This is a genomic window from Nostoc sp. DSM 114159, assembly GCF_053470285.1.
The window spans coordinates 363,028-376,897 of the sequence record NZ_JBPFEH010000001.1; the positions used below are offsets into that span (position 1 = coordinate 363,028).

13 protein-coding genes and 1 pseudogene are annotated in these 13,870 nt (G+C 41.0%); 11 read left to right on the forward strand and 3 right to left on the reverse strand.

Annotation, left to right across the window (positions count from 1 at the left end; translation table 11 throughout):
* The first annotated feature begins 131 nt into the window (after positions 1-131).
* From ACR5KR_RS01405 to ACR5KR_RS01415, 3 genes are all read left to right on the forward strand, one after another.
* Entirely contained in the window at positions 132-653 is a 522-nt protein-coding gene (locus ACR5KR_RS01405) for a photosystem I assembly protein Ycf3 (RefSeq protein WP_322692183.1), read from the forward strand.
* Between the two features lie 252 nt (positions 654-905).
* Positions 906-1,196 carry an Asp-tRNA(Asn)/Glu-tRNA(Gln) amidotransferase subunit GatC gene (gatC, locus tag ACR5KR_RS01410; protein ID WP_445628093.1) on the forward strand — a complete coding sequence of 97 codons (291 nt, stop codon included), beginning with the start codon at positions 906-908 and terminating at the stop codon, positions 1,194-1,196.
* Between the two features lie 486 nt (positions 1,197-1,682).
* Entirely contained in the window at positions 1,683-1,943 is a 261-nt protein-coding gene (locus tag ACR5KR_RS01415) for a MoaD/ThiS family protein (protein WP_445628092.1), read from the forward strand.
* 81 nt (positions 1,944-2,024) lie between these two features.
* On the opposite strand, the gene ACR5KR_RS01420 is transcribed toward ACR5KR_RS01415, so the two are convergent.
* From ACR5KR_RS01420 to ACR5KR_RS01430, 3 genes are all read right to left on the reverse strand, one after another.
* Positions 2,025-2,882 carry a lysophospholipid acyltransferase family protein gene (locus ACR5KR_RS01420; protein WP_448265174.1) on the reverse strand — a complete coding sequence of 286 codons (858 nt, stop codon included), beginning with the start codon at positions 2,880-2,882 and terminating at the stop codon, positions 2,025-2,027.
* A 389-nt stretch (positions 2,883-3,271) separates the two neighbouring features.
* Positions 3,272-3,751: a hypothetical protein gene (locus ACR5KR_RS01425; RefSeq protein WP_448265175.1), complete on the reverse strand. Its 480-nt coding sequence runs from the start codon at positions 3,749-3,751 to the stop codon at positions 3,272-3,274.
* Between the two features lie 290 nt (positions 3,752-4,041).
* Entirely contained in the window at positions 4,042-5,478 is a 1,437-nt protein-coding gene (locus tag ACR5KR_RS01430) for a carotenoid oxygenase family protein (RefSeq protein ID WP_448265176.1), read from the reverse strand.
* Positions 5,479-6,005: 527 nt separating this feature from the next.
* On the opposite strand from ACR5KR_RS01430, the gene ACR5KR_RS01435 reads away from it, so the two are divergent.
* The 8 genes and pseudogenes from ACR5KR_RS01435 to ACR5KR_RS01470 form a co-directional block, all read left to right on the forward strand.
* Positions 6,006-6,215: a hypothetical protein gene (locus ACR5KR_RS01435; RefSeq protein WP_445628088.1), complete on the forward strand. Its 210-nt coding sequence runs from the start codon at positions 6,006-6,008 to the stop codon at positions 6,213-6,215.
* Positions 6,216-6,869: 654 nt separating this feature from the next.
* Positions 6,870-7,157, forward strand: a complete 288-nt coding sequence (locus ACR5KR_RS01440; RefSeq protein WP_448265177.1) for a hypothetical protein — start codon at positions 6,870-6,872, stop codon at positions 7,155-7,157.
* A gap of 689 nt (positions 7,158-7,846) precedes the next feature.
* Positions 7,847-8,107, forward strand: coding sequence for a hypothetical protein (locus ACR5KR_RS01445; protein ID WP_445628086.1), 261 nt, complete (start codon positions 7,847-7,849; stop codon positions 8,105-8,107).
* Between the two features lie 89 nt (positions 8,108-8,196).
* On the forward strand, positions 8,197-8,457 hold the full coding sequence (locus ACR5KR_RS01450) for a hypothetical protein (protein ID WP_335005928.1): 261 nt from the start codon (positions 8,197-8,199) through the stop codon (positions 8,455-8,457).
* An 89-nt stretch (positions 8,458-8,546) separates the two neighbouring features.
* Entirely contained in the window at positions 8,547-8,804 is a 258-nt protein-coding gene (locus ACR5KR_RS01455; RefSeq protein WP_448265178.1) for a hypothetical protein, read from the forward strand.
* 663 nt (positions 8,805-9,467) lie between these two features.
* Positions 9,468-10,907: an NHLP bacteriocin system secretion protein gene (locus tag ACR5KR_RS01460; RefSeq protein WP_448265179.1), complete on the forward strand. Its 1,440-nt coding sequence runs from the start codon at positions 9,468-9,470 to the stop codon at positions 10,905-10,907.
* A 155-nt stretch (positions 10,908-11,062) separates the two neighbouring features.
* Positions 11,063-11,293, forward strand: a complete 231-nt coding sequence (locus ACR5KR_RS01465; RefSeq protein ID WP_448265180.1) for a hypothetical protein — start codon at positions 11,063-11,065, stop codon at positions 11,291-11,293.
* 130 nt (positions 11,294-11,423) lie between these two features.
* Positions 11,424-13,733 (forward strand): annotated as a pseudogene (locus ACR5KR_RS01470) (NHLP family bacteriocin export ABC transporter peptidase/permease/ATPase subunit); the annotation flags it as partial.
* Positions 13,734-13,870: the final 137 nt, after the last annotated feature.

Consider the following 13,870-nt stretch of genomic DNA (forward strand, 5'->3'; position numbering starts at 1 on the left):
TGGAAAGACTTGGGTTAATCGCGTCTCTACTTTTAACTCCTAACTCAGCACTCAGCACTGGCTCAACGCCCCGCTATCGCTAACAGCACTCCTAATGCCCAATCCCTAATGCCCAATATCCAGAGAGAAATATGCCAAGAACACAAAAAAACGATAATTTTATTGACAAATCCTTTACTGTAATGGCGGATATCATTCTGAAGATCCTGCCAGCCAACAAAAAAGCTAAAGAAGCGTTTGTTTATTATCGAGATGGGATGTCAGCCCAAGCGGAAGGGGAATATGCTGAGGCATTGGAATACTATGAAGAAGCTCTAACACTAGAGGAAGATACCAACGATCGCGGCTATATACTCTACAATATGGGGCTAATCTATGCCAGCAATGGCGACCACAACAAGGCTTTAGAACTATATCACAAGGCAATTGAGTTGAATCCACGTATGCCCCAAGCCTTGAACAACATCGCTGTAATTTATCACTATCAAGGCGAAAAAGAAAAAGAAGCTGGAGATGACGAGGCTGGCGAAGCACTTTTTGACCAAGCAGCAGACTATTGGATTCGTGCTATTCGCATGGCTCCCAATAACTACATCGAAGCTCAAAACTGGCTGAAAACCACCGGGCGATCGCAAATTGACGTATTCTTTTAGTCATTAGTCATTAGTTCTTTGTCATTTGCTAAGGACTAATGACCAATACAACTCTTGGAGAGGCTGCACTTCGACTCATTTCGGCTACGCGGTAATTGAGCGTAGTCGAAATTCAATGACCAACGCTCTGTTACCACGCCAACGACTACGCGGTAGTTGAATCTCGACTTACTTCGACTACGCTCAGTACAAGTCGCTCGATTACCGCGCAGTCGAAACTCAGTACAAGTGACCAATGACAAATGACAATTTATGATTGACCAAGAACAAGTTCACAAAGTAGCCAATCTTGCTCGTTTAGAATTGACTCCAGAAGAAGAGGAACAATTCACTACTCAGTTGGGAAGTATTCTGGACTATATCGAACAATTGAATGAACTTGATGTCAGTAATGTGCTGCCAACAACACGCGCAATTGATGTCAGCAACATCACACGAGAGGATGAATTGCAACCCTATCCTGACCGGGAAACTATTCTCAACAGTGCGCCTGAACAGGAAGGCGAATTTTTCAAAGTACCAAAAATCCTTAATGCGGAATAGTCAAACAATTGGGAATTTTAGATTTGCAATTGATGATAGCACAGCGTAAAGCCTTCTCTTCTCCCAAAAGGAGACGCTATGCGTAATTTAACTTATACAAAATGGTACGAAAGGCTTGTCTGCGACACTTGCAGGAGTACGCCAACAGCATAGCAACTCTAAAAGATGCTACCGCGTAGCTTGCCTCTCCGTAGGAGTACGCTTAGAGCCAGTCCTAAGCTAATGCACCTACATATTGCACAAACTCGGTTAAGACCGTCATTAGTCATTAGTCATTTGTGTTTACCAAGGACAAATGACAATTGACTTAGGACAACCTTCACCAGTTGATGTGCTTTTCTTTTTCCGTAACAGCTTAACAGCGTATACTTAGATTTGTTTCACGCACAAGTGGCAAAGAAGCAAAACATACTTATCTATGTTAAATATTTGTTTACATTATTAGCAAATATTAAAATACTTGCTCGTACTGCCAAAGTATGTTATATGTCTAAATCTGTAATCACCGTTACCGTCAAATTGTTCGCTGCTTATCAAGAAGCCTTTAGGGTTTCGGAATTAGTGCTGGAATTTCCTGATAGTATGCCAGTCAAAGCAGTATGCGATCGCCTCATAGCTGAACACCCTGAACTCTCACAATGGCGCGATATAACCCGTTTTGGAATTAATTTGATATTTGTCGAACCAGATACCCTACTACAAGATGGAGATGAGGTTGTGTTGATTCCACCAGTCAGCGGCGGTTAGGAGTAGAGACGCGATTAATCTCGTCTGTACAAGAGTTTGGAGTGATAAATTAAAGATTCAAAACTTTTAAGTCATAACTATTTAAAGAGAATTGGTCTTAGCCGTTAGCTTTATTAAGTTGTCTAACTCTTGTTGCATTTGACTAACAACTAATTCATAACATTCATTGACATAATGGCGATCGCTAGCTGCTTCACGACCGTAGCGTTCAAATACAATTGGCGGACAAACCCGCGTATATATGGGCACTGGTAATGGAATATTGGGTAATGGACCAATTGCTAATCCCCAAGGCAGTCCGAGATAGATTGGAAAAACTTCTGGGTCGATACCTAATAGCCAAGGCATCCCCCACTCGTGGAGTTGCTGCGCAACTTTGTAGCAGTCAGCGATAACAATAAGTGTATCGTGAGCGCCCCAAGAAATCACAGGCACAATCGGCACATTTTCCCGTAACGCTAACTTGATAAATCCTTGTCGCCCCGCCAAGTAAATTTTGTGACGTAAATAATTCGGTCGGAAGATATCTTCGGCTCCACCGGGATAAACTAGCAGACTCGCTCCAGAGCGTAAGGCAGCGTAAGCCATTTTTGGATGAGCAATGATTGCTCCAGCCTTGGCGACTAATTGCGCTAGTGGTGGGCTAACCTGCCAAACCTTGGGATGCATCAAACCATAAACTGGTTTTTCTACACCAAATCTTCGGAACCAGTCATACATCATCATTACCATATCTGGGGCTGCGAGTCCACCATTGTGCGAACCAACAAACAAAACTTTTTGCTGGGGTGGAATATTCTCCCAGCCACTAGTTTGAACTTGGAAATAGTACTGATAGAAAAAGTCAACTAGGGGCATCAGAGATTCTATGAACTTTGGATCTCGCTCATCCAAAGACCAACCGAGTTTTTTGTTTAATAAATGTTGCTTTTTTGACATTGAGGCATTCTAACAGCATTAGGGAACTCCAAGAAATAAATTATCCAATATTGTGGGGTGGGCCGAAAAGCCAGTGGCGTCAACTTCAGCAAGCCCTAGCGTACTCGTTGGGTGTTGTGCGTCCGCCCATCGTTAAAACGGCGGTCTAATAACCCAAGTCCATTAAAATGGACTGTAATCTTGAGTGTCCAAGAGGGGTTGGCGGAGAAGTAAAGAAAGAACTTATCGAACTCACGTTTACTTAATTGCGATCGCTTAATGATTAAATATTTGGTGAAATTAAATATGCGTTATCCATAATCCTTGTAGAGACATAGCAATACTACGTCTCTAAATTATTTTTCACTCATATTTTTATTGCCAGATCGCGGCGATTAATTTGGTGATGTCTATGGAGTAGTTCTTGGTTTTGAACGCTGCTGCTGGTAAAAACCGACAACTTTTTGAAGATATGTAGCAGTAAATCCACTGTTACAACCTGTATAGCTGCCAGTCATCCACCAACAGCCGACGCCACGCACAGCAGCGATTTCATTATTATTGCTGGCGATAAATTGCTTATTCAACTCACGGCGCGTAATGCAAGATACAACTTGGCGTGCTTTCGCGGGACTATTTTCAAACTGCGTTGGTGTTAGTTCTTGTTTAAGACAATATTTCGACCAGCCTTTTAAGGTTTCTGGTTTAACTTGCCATTCACTGTAAAGTCCATCATTTGCGGTGCCGGTCTGCGGTGCAGCTAGTCGTAGCGCCTCTACCATTGCCGCAACTTGGGCATCAGAAACCTTTTGTTGTGCTTGAGCTAACAATGACGATCCAAAGCTGACAATCACTCCGCTAAGTAGTAATGCTATCCGGTTTCTCCTCATGATTCTGGACTTATTTTTAGATACCAATATGTAGGATACTACGTTTTTACACTTAGCAATTATCAAAGATTAGAGTGAATTGGGAGTGCTGAGTGCTGAGTGCTGAGTGCTGAGTTAGGAGTTAAAAGTAGAGACGCGATTAATCGCGTCTGTACAAGAGTTAGGAGTTTTGTTTATCTCCTTGTCCCCTAAGTCCCTCACTCCCTGCTCCCCTGCTCCCTGCTCCCTGCTCCCTGCTCCCTGCTCCCTGCCCCCTTGCCCCCTGCCCCCCTGCTTCATTCCCCAAATTGTTAAGCTGGGTTCCAAGTGCCGTGGAAACTGTGGGGAATAACGCTAGGTAATCTTAGTTTGCAAACGGGTTCTGCATCCAGGCGATCGCTATCAAATACCCAAACTTCACTACTATGAGTATTACCATCGTATACAACGGTTAGCACCCAGCCTTGCTCGGAGTTTTGGGCATCTTGAGCGTAGATGGGTTCTGAAGGATAGCGGTTTTCTCCTAAGTCTGCTTCGGTGAGGGTTTCAGTTTTGTAGTCGAAGCGGGCGATCGCACCAAACCATTCTTTATCTATATCCCCTCTTTGGGGCATTAATGATATGTAAGTATAGCGGCAAGGTTGCCCAACTTGCGATTGCTGCACTACGGGAAATTCACACTTGCGATTGACAACTTCCTGCATTTCTATAACTTTAGCAGTTTGAGGATTGAGGCGCACTTGCCACAATGTTCCTGTAGGAACTGTGTGTGTCTCACCACTTGCAAATTCTCGGAGATACTCATTAGTTTGGTAAAAATCTGCATATCGCACCATGTCTAAAACCACAGAACCGTCTTTATCTTCATAGCCATTACCAAAATGCCAATTGAACCAAGGATCGGTTTCGCTACGACTCACTAAGGATAAGTTTTCCCGATCGAAGATTAACACCTGGGTTCCTAATTGAGGTTCCCACAACAAAGATTCACTAAAGGTAGTCAAACCTAGCAAAAGTGACAGCATTTTCATCCGCATTGGTGGCTTGAAAAACACTAGATACTTTTGAGTTAAAACAAAATCATGCATTATTGAGTAACGATCTAACTTAAAAGCAGTTTTTTGGATAATTTTGCCAGTGGGATCGCTTTTGTAAAGATTCAGTTGTACAGAACTGCCGATACTGATGCCAAAGTTAAAAATCTCGCCTGTTTGGGAATCGCGCTTGTAATGAGCAGAATAAGGTAATCCGTTATCCAAAGCGCCTAAATCATCCAATCCCTTAGTTTCTAAAGTTTGCAAATCAAGGGCGTAGGGATTGGTTGCTTCCCATAAAGCCAACAATTTATCAGGTAGTGCCAACACTGAGGTATTCGCTGCATTCTTAATCTGTTGGCCCCAGCGCTTCCAGATGGGCCCTGGCGGATGCATCCCATAGACACCATAAAGAAACCTATCCGCTTGAGTTTCAGCTAGATATTCTGCTGTTTGCACATATCGATAGACTCCGGTAACTCCTGCTTCTGTGAAATGGATGCCGAGAATTGCCCCATCTCCATCAAACCAGTGTCCTACGCGAACGCTATCGCGTTCTAGGCGTGCAGGGCCATTGCGGTAAAGAGTGCCACGCAAGCCATCTGGGACTTTGCCAGAAATAATTGATAGCTGAGTAAGGGGAAATTCTTTTGCTGGTTCTGCGATCGCACCAGCCCAAGATTTATTTATTGACTTTTTGGTAATAGTCTGCATATTCAAATATTGCCTGAATTAATCTAGATCGATTCTGACATTGTTGCAATTTTTGGCATTGCAGAGAAAGCAGGATGATTTAGCACTTGACAAAATTCCTCTCCTGTATCCTCTGCCAAACAACACTAAATTACTAATTGAAAATTAAGAAATCAGTCTTTTGATATAAGCTATATTCATTTTTATATGCTTAGTGTAAATAACCTGTACAAAGTTTTGTTTGTAAATCTACCGTTTTACATAAAAACTCAAAGCATATCAAATAAATAAGCAAATTATTATATAAAACATCCTCCTTTAGTATTATTTTTTTGAATTTTGCTCTAATATTTATATCATGAAAATATTAGGAATAAAAGTAAAACAGGAGGTTTCAAAAAGTAAGAAAAGTAGGAAAAATAGTAGGAAAAATAACAAAAGTAGGAAAAGTAGGATCTTCTGTAAAAACCGTTGACAAGCTTTTATAAAAATTGATATTTATAAATACATCCAAGGCACAAATGCCTACGCACTTTTAGGAGAAAATTATGAATAACGTTAATGGATTGACACAACTCAACAACCAAGAAGCTATTTTGGAAGAAATTAATGAGGATGAATTAGAAGGAGTTGTGGGAGGACTAGGAATAGTTGGAGGAATACTTGTAGGAGGACTAGGAGCATCACCAGATGCAGTAGCAGGTCTCAACGGGGGTCTAAAAACTACTTTAGATTCGCTTGTAGATATTCTCATATAGCCTCTCTAGCGTAATTGCTTTGCTGAACCGAAGAAATGAAGTGTAGCAAATGTGGTTACTAAGAGATGAAGTGAACTTTAACCAAAGCTAGCATAAAAATATTAGCCTGGAAAGGTTATTGTTTTTATGAAAGCTTGTTGACGAAGAGAATGCTACAAATTCATCTTCGTTTTTGCTCAATCAACATTTAGTATAACCCAATTATACACTCCTCATTGTTTAGTAAAATAGCCAGAAGTCAGAATATTCTGACTTCTGATTTTTCCATGTTACTTCTGTGTTCATAAAGAACCTATTTGTGCCTAAAGTTTGAATTGAGATTGAAGATTTGATATTTTAGCGATTCAGTGCCGTAATAAAGATGTGTGATGCTGCCAACATCAACAGTAGTTTGGCAAGTATCGAATGAATATTTTCACCACATTTATTGATATTTCACTTTTGTCGGATGGTAAAGACTAATCGGCAATATTTTCTCATTAAATTAATAATATAAAGTAGGTAAATATAGAGAAATAAAAGATAAAAAATCAGAAAAGTTAGTTAGTTATTAAAAGTAGGATATTTTTTTAATCTGTTGACAAATTATTAAATAATCTGCTATTTGTAAATACATCTCAGACAAAAAAAGTCTGTATACTTCTGGAGGAATTTATGACTACTTTCAATCAAGTGAGTTTCAAATCTATCTGTAATCGAAAAGTTATTGTCGAGGAACTGATAGATAGTGAATTAAAAGGAATAGTGGGAGGAGATATTGTTTTGGATTTTTCATCACAGATCAATGCGATTTCAACTGATGGCACTGATGCTGTTGTTCAAGACTCCAATCAAGATGTTGTGGATACGAAGGCTAAGCAAAGAACACGCACAAAAAGAAGATTTTCGCTGACAAATGGAGTTGCACAAATAATAAATTCAACAGTGATTTCATCTATTTAGTATTCACAGCAATACCATTTATTTGTGAGGTTGCGTCAAATTTTCTTTCTTCCTTTGTTTACTTTTCTGACGAGATGCTGCGCGTAGCTTGCTTTTTTATAGGAGTATGCGCCCTGTGGAAACCCGCTTTGCGCCTATGCAGTTCGTTTTTTATATAGTTTGGCGCATCTTCATACAGAATTGGTATAACTTAAATTCAACTCACGTTTTATGTACCCAATTAAAGGTGCGTATCCCCAACTTCTAAAGAAGTTGGGGATATTATTTTTGTGAATAATTGAATATGTTAGCTGTTGCTTATTCGGCAAGATTTTTTAATACCTATATTAACTTGTCAAAAAATTATTTATAGATATACCATTGACCGATCCTACCTTTATTAACTTGAATTAATATCGATATTTGATATTTCTTAAAATCATAATCTTCACAAAAATCTTGAACAACTTTATCATTTCTTTATATAAAATACTTTTAAAAAACTGTATTGTTTAAACATAGTGAAATTGCAAAACAAACCAAAAGCAAATTTTTGTTTTGCACATTTAATTAGTGTTTTAAAGCAACAAATTTGATAATAAAAGTCGTCAGATATTTATTATTTTAAATGTCTAAAGATTTTTATTATTTGGTTAAGTCAAAAAAGATTTCACTATGCAAAAACCATTTTGTACAAGGAAGGAATTTTTATGTCAGTTGTAACATTTGAACAAGAAACACTCGTAGTCATGACCGAATTAGCTGATGAAGAAATCAGTGGAATTGTCGGAGGAGGACGCGGTATAGATATTGATAACAGAACCAATGTTGGCGTTAATGCCAAAGGTAAGAACGTACAAGTATCCAATCAAGTTGGTAACGGAACAGCAATTGGTGGAGGAGATGCTAAGGTTTATCAAAATTCAAATCAAGAAATTGATAACAGCAAAGACCGTGTCTACTTCTGGTAATAATTGGTACTAGGTTATCTCCATAGTAGGCTCATGTTGAGTTACTATTTCACTGTTCCAAAACCATTTTGTACAAGGAAGGAATTTTTATGTCAGTTGTAACACTTGAACAAGAAACACTCGCAGTCATGACCGAATTAGCTGATGAAGAAATCAGTGGAATTGTCGGCGGTGGACGCGGAGTAGATATTGATAACAGAACCAATGTTGGCGTTAATGCCAAAGGTAAGAACGTACAAGTATCCAATCAAGTTGGTAACGCATCAGCAATTGGTGGAGGAGATGCTAAGGTTTATCAAAATTCAAATCAAGAGATTGATAATAGCAAAGACCGTGTGTACTTCTGGTAATAACAGGTACTAGGTTATCTCCATAGTAGGCTCATGTTGAGTTACTATTTCACTGTTCCAAAACCATTTTGTACCAGGAAGGAATTTGTATGTCAGTTGTAACATTTGAACAAGAAACACTCGCAGTCATGACCGAGTTAGCTGATGAAGAAATCAGTGAAATTGTCGGAGGACGCGGAGGTGTAGATATCGATACCAAGGCTAAAATTGACGTTAAAACCAAAGGTGGAAACGTACAATCGAATGTTCAAGTTGGTGTTGCAATAGCAATTGGTGGAGGAGATGCTAAGGTTATTCAAAAATCAAAGCAAGACATTGATAATAGCAAAGACCGTGTGTACTTCTAGTACTAACTAGTACTAATAGATACTAGGTTATCTCCATAGCACGCTCATGTTGAGTTATCACCTCAACCAAAAGTCACTTTAAGGTGTTTGTATTGCCAAAATATTTATCTATGATGATTTGTATCATCCCTACAAATCAAAACAACACTAAGCTAGCAAGCATGTAAGTTATGCATTATTTCGTTAAGAGAGTTATTAAACAGTAATCCTTTGCCAATTGCTACGAACAACTGACAAAGGACTACAAACGACCCTTACGAATAAGCTACAGACATCTTATAACATAGTGGTCTAACTATTTCTGGCATCACAATCCTTTACAACGTTACACGAACATTGGCGGGTGTAAGCCAGATAATAACGAAAGGTCAAAAGGTAAGCGACCAATTGTTATTATCCCTTACTTCTTACCCACCCGTCAATGTTTTTATATAAAGATTACAAAATCGTTACTTTAACGCAAAATTTAAAAATAAAAAATTTGATTTTCTCAGCTTTCGACCTTTCATCAGATGGTAGGTTGATTTTTGCATCTGAATACTAGTATGCCAAAGCAAACAAAACATATCCGCCTTCCACTGAAGACAGAAGGTAATTTTTTGTTCAGTTGTCAGCCTAATACCCAATTCCTTCTGAATGCAATGCAAATTGGGATGGTTTATAGTGATTAATCAAAAAAGCGACCTATTCCGCAAAGAAGCTTTAGAGCGTGCTTCTTCGCCGGAAGAACTAGATCAAATTATGCAGGTAGTCAGCCCGAAAAAGTGGCTACCTCTAGTTGCTGTTGGTTCGTTGGTGGCAACGGGGGTGACTTGGAGTTTTTTAGGTCGAATCCCAATTACAGTAACGGGTACTGGAATAATAGTCTATCCCAGCACAATTACTTCATTCCAGTCACCGATCGCAGGTAAATTGCGAACAATCAATGTCCGGGTTGGTGACTTTGTAAATAGAGGAGATGTGCTGGCGACGCTAGACCAAAGCGAACTGATGAAACAGCTACAACTAGTCCGCTCTAAATTAGGGCAACTACAAACAGAAGATCGCGCTTCTAGCTTAGTGCAAGTACAGCGACAAAACGCAGACAAAGAAGCGATTAAACAGCAACGCCAATCTTTGCAGCAAAACCTCCAGGCGGTACAGAAACTCACCCCGATTTTAAAAGAGAAAGGGCTAAATTCGATTCAACGCGATCGCGCCAATCAAACCCAAAGCTTACAAGCACTGCGGGATCTCTTACCTACCTTCAAAAAGAGATTGACCAACCGCCAGCAGCTATTGCAAGAGGGAGCAATTTCTGGCGATACAGTCCTACAGTCACAGCAAGACTACTTAAATGCTGTCACCCAAATTAATGAAGCCGAATCGCAACTCAAGCAACTAGATGTCAAAGAAGCAGATGCCCAACGCCAATATTTAGAGAATTTGAACTCAATTAAAGATTTGCAAGCGCAATTAAAACAACTAGATAGCAAAGAAGCGACTGCGGCGCAACAAGATTTAGAAAATGTAACTACCCGCAAAAAAGAAATTCAGGAAGTCCAACGGAATATTGTGCAATTAGCACTGCAACTATCAAGCAACAGCTTAGTCAAAAGCAGTTACTCTGGACGAATTTTAGAAATCTCCGCAAGTCCCGGACAGGTTGTTTTACAGGGTACACCCATCGGAGCGATCGCCGCACAAAAGCGATCGGCTCAACCTGTGAGCGTGGCATTTTTCCCCGTTGGCGATGGTAAGCAAATTCAACCAGGGATGAAGTTACAAGTCACACCTAGTACAGTGCAACGCGAACGCTTTGGTGGCATCATCGGTGCTGTCACAGAAGTCTCAGCCTTTCCTGTGACTAAAGAAGGTGCATTAAGTGTAGTCGGCAATTCCGAATTTGTGGAAGCTTTGATGTCACAAGGGCCACAGATGCTCATTACGGCACGACTGCAACCAGACAATTCCACCTTCAGCGATTACAAATGGTCTTCTTCTCAAGGGCCACATATGAAAATCACTTCTGGAACTACCACTTCAGTACAAGTCACCGTGGAAGAACGCGCCCCAATTACCTTTGTTCTACCGATTCTGAGATCCTGGAGTGGCATTTCGTGATCTTGACGATGAAAGGAATGAGGAAGAAATTATTCAAAATTTTACCCATTCAATCAACCTTGACGCTGTACTAAAGTGCGGAAATTACTTAAATAAGAATGCATTTTGGCGTACTGAGAAAACAATGTATCTAATTATTTGCGGAAAACACTAAAATGAATACGCGATCTACTGAAATGAGAAAGCATTTAGGCTTTTTGCTTGCTGAATCTACTGAAATGAGTACGCGATTTACTGAAATGAGAAAGCATTCAGGCTTTTTGCTTGCTGAATCTACTGAAATGAGAAAGCATTTAGGCTTTTTGCTTGCTGAATCTACTGAAATGAGAAAGCATTTAAGCAAAATGAGAAAGCATTCAGGCTTTTTGCTTATTAATTTGGCTTAATCAATACAATCAAGACTTTAGAAGGGAACAGTAGTGTAATACAGCAATTTTAGTCATGTTGAAAAATAGTTAAGAATTTATGTTTAAACGCTTAAATTAAGCCAAAGTCCAAGTTTTAAAAAATATTTTTATGTTCTGGCGAAATCTGCAAAATATATTAGGGCGCTTGCGTAAAAACAAGCGGTGTCATACTCCGACTCTGTTGCAAATGGAGGTAGTAGAATGCGGCGCTGCTGCTTTGGGAATTATTCTCGGTTATTACAATCGCATTGTCCCACTAACAGAACTGAGGCAAGCGTGCGGTGTCTCGCGGGATGGAGTTAGTGCCTTAAATATCTTGAAGGCTGCCAGAAATTATCGACTCAACGCTAAAAGCTTTAAAACCAACTTAGCTGGCTTGTCGCAGTTAAAATTTCCCTACATTGTATTTTGGAACTTTAACCATTTTTTAGTAGTAGAGGGAATCGGCAAACAGCGAGTTTATCTCAATGACCCTGCTACTGGACGGCGCATCGTCTCCTTAGAAGAATTCAGCGGCGCTTACACAGGTGTGGTGCTAGTTCTAGAGCCTGGTTCGGAGTTCCAGCCAGGAGGACGCAAGCCTAGCACAATCTTAGCTTTGTGGTCGCGGTTGCGAGGCTCCATTGGCGCATTACTTTACTGCGTGCTGGCAGGATTTTTGTTAGTAATTCCGGGACTGGCCATACCTGCATTTTCCCAGGTATTTGTAGACAACATATTGATTGAGCATCGGTATGAGTGGTTGCGTCCCTTAATTTTAGGCATGATCTTCACAGCCGGACTCAGTGGATTTTTGACGCTGCTACAGTTGCAGTTTTTGCGTCAAATGAAAATTAAGTTGTCCGTGGGCATGGAGAGTCGGTATCTGTGGCACATTTTACGCCTACCCGTTAGTTTTTACGATCAGCGGTATGCCGGAGAAATCAGTAGCCGCATCCAACTCAACGACAGCATTGCTAATATGCTTTCTGGTGAATTAGCGACTACTGCGATCGCAACAGTATCAGTATTTATATATGTAGTAGTGATGCTGCAATATGATGTTGTACTAACTTTAATTGCGATCGCCTTTGTCGCGATCAACCTTGCCGCCTTACAGTGGGTGAGAAAGCGGCGCACAGATGCCAATATTAAACTCATCCAAGAAGAGGGAAAAGTTCGCGGCGTAGAAATTTCTGGTCTTCAGAGTATGGAGACGCTAAAAGCATCTGGATTAGAGTCAGATTTCTTCTCCCGTTGGGCGGGTCACTATGCCAAAGCCATCAACACCCACCAGGAATTAGAGGAAACAAACCAGACAATAGGTGTTTTACCATCTTTTCTCGGTGCGATCGCTTCCATGCTGCTTTTAGCTGTAGGCGGTTTGCGAGTCATGGATGGAGCCTTGAGCATCGGTATGTTAATAGCCTTTCTTGGCATGATGCAAAGGTTTTTCGCCCCAGTAAGTAATCTCATCAGCCTGGGAAGCGAACTTCAAGAGATGGAAGGTAATCTGACTCGCCTTGATGATGTCTTGCGTAACCCCATTGATTCGCAGTTGCAGGAAAGAGGCAGGGGGGTAGGGGAGCAGGGGGGCAGGGGGGCAGGGAGCAGGGAGCAGGGGGAATGGGAAGAGGTAGGAAAGACAAGAAAAGAAGAGAAGTTTTTACAAAAATCTCCCCTCTGCCCCCCGCACCCTGCCCCTCTGCCTCTTGCCAAACTTCAGGGGTATGTTGAATTACGCAATGTGACCTTTGGTTATAGCCAAATTGCCCCGCCGCTAATTGAAAATTTTAGTCTCTCACTCCAGCCAGGGCAACGAGTTGCCTTGGTGGGTGGGAGTGGTTCTGGTAAGTCTACTGTTGCCAAACTTTTATGTGGGCTATACGAACCGTGGCAAGGAGAAATTCGATTCGACGGCAAACCTAGAAAGGAGATTTCTCGCCAAGTACTAGCCAATTCTATTTCTGTCGTCGAGCAAGAGATTTTGTTATTTGCTGGCAGCGTCAGAGACAATTTGACGCTTTGGGATACTACCATACCTGAGAGTCATCTTGTCCGAGCTTGTCAAGATGCAGCGCTTCACGATGTCATCCTTTCACTACCTGGAGGCTATCATGCTGACCTTTTAGAAGGTGCTACCAATTTGAGTGGTGGTCAGCGACAACGGCTAGAAATTGCCCGTGCTTTAGTAAATAATCCCAGTATCTTGATCGTGGATGAAGCCACCAGTGCCCTGGATACTGAAACAGAAAATACCGTCACTCGTAATCTGCGGTTGCGCGGTTGTACTTGTATCATCGTGGCGCATCGACTCTCAACCATCCGAGATTGCGATGAAATTATTGTCCTCGATCGCGGCAAGATAGTCCAACGGGGAAGCCATGCACAATTGCAGCAAGTTGAAGGGCCGTATTTACAATTAATTCGCAGTGAGGGAGCAGGGGCAGAAGAAGAGGGGAAAAGGGAAAAGGTTAAAGGGAAAAGGACAGATATTCTTGTTTCCCCTTTCCCCCTTGCCCTTTCCCCGGCGTTCGCGGAGCATCTCGTAGAGAAGCCTTCCCTCTTATCTTTCGC

What these genes read in the sequence shown, in the direction of transcription:
- ACR5KR_RS01405 (WP_322692183.1), top strand. Translation starts at nt 132, where the DNA reads ATGCCAAGAACACAAAAAAACGATAATTTTATTGACAAATCCTTTACT.
- gatC (WP_445628093.1), top strand. Translation starts at nt 906, where the DNA reads ATGATTGACCAAGAACAAGTTCACAAAGTAGCCAATCTTGCTCGTTTA.
- ACR5KR_RS01415 (WP_445628092.1), top strand. Translation starts at nt 1,683, where the DNA reads ATGTCTAAATCTGTAATCACCGTTACCGTCAAATTGTTCGCTGCTTAT.
- ACR5KR_RS01420 (WP_448265174.1), bottom strand. Translation starts at nt 2,882, where the DNA reads ATGTCAAAAAAGCAACATTTATTAAACAAAAAACTCGGTTGGTCTTTG.
- ACR5KR_RS01425 (WP_448265175.1), bottom strand. Translation starts at nt 3,751, where the DNA reads ATGAGGAGAAACCGGATAGCATTACTACTTAGCGGAGTGATTGTCAGC.
- ACR5KR_RS01430 (WP_448265176.1), bottom strand. Translation starts at nt 5,478, where the DNA reads ATGCAGACTATTACCAAAAAGTCAATAAATAAATCTTGGGCTGGTGCG.
- ACR5KR_RS01435 (WP_445628088.1), top strand. Translation starts at nt 6,006, where the DNA reads ATGAATAACGTTAATGGATTGACACAACTCAACAACCAAGAAGCTATT.
- ACR5KR_RS01440 (WP_448265177.1), top strand. Translation starts at nt 6,870, where the DNA reads ATGACTACTTTCAATCAAGTGAGTTTCAAATCTATCTGTAATCGAAAA.
- ACR5KR_RS01445 (WP_445628086.1), top strand. Translation starts at nt 7,847, where the DNA reads ATGTCAGTTGTAACATTTGAACAAGAAACACTCGTAGTCATGACCGAA.
- ACR5KR_RS01450 (WP_335005928.1), top strand. Translation starts at nt 8,197, where the DNA reads ATGTCAGTTGTAACACTTGAACAAGAAACACTCGCAGTCATGACCGAA.
- ACR5KR_RS01455 (WP_448265178.1), top strand. Translation starts at nt 8,547, where the DNA reads ATGTCAGTTGTAACATTTGAACAAGAAACACTCGCAGTCATGACCGAG.
- ACR5KR_RS01465 (WP_448265180.1), top strand. Translation starts at nt 11,063, where the DNA reads ATGAATACGCGATCTACTGAAATGAGAAAGCATTTAGGCTTTTTGCTT.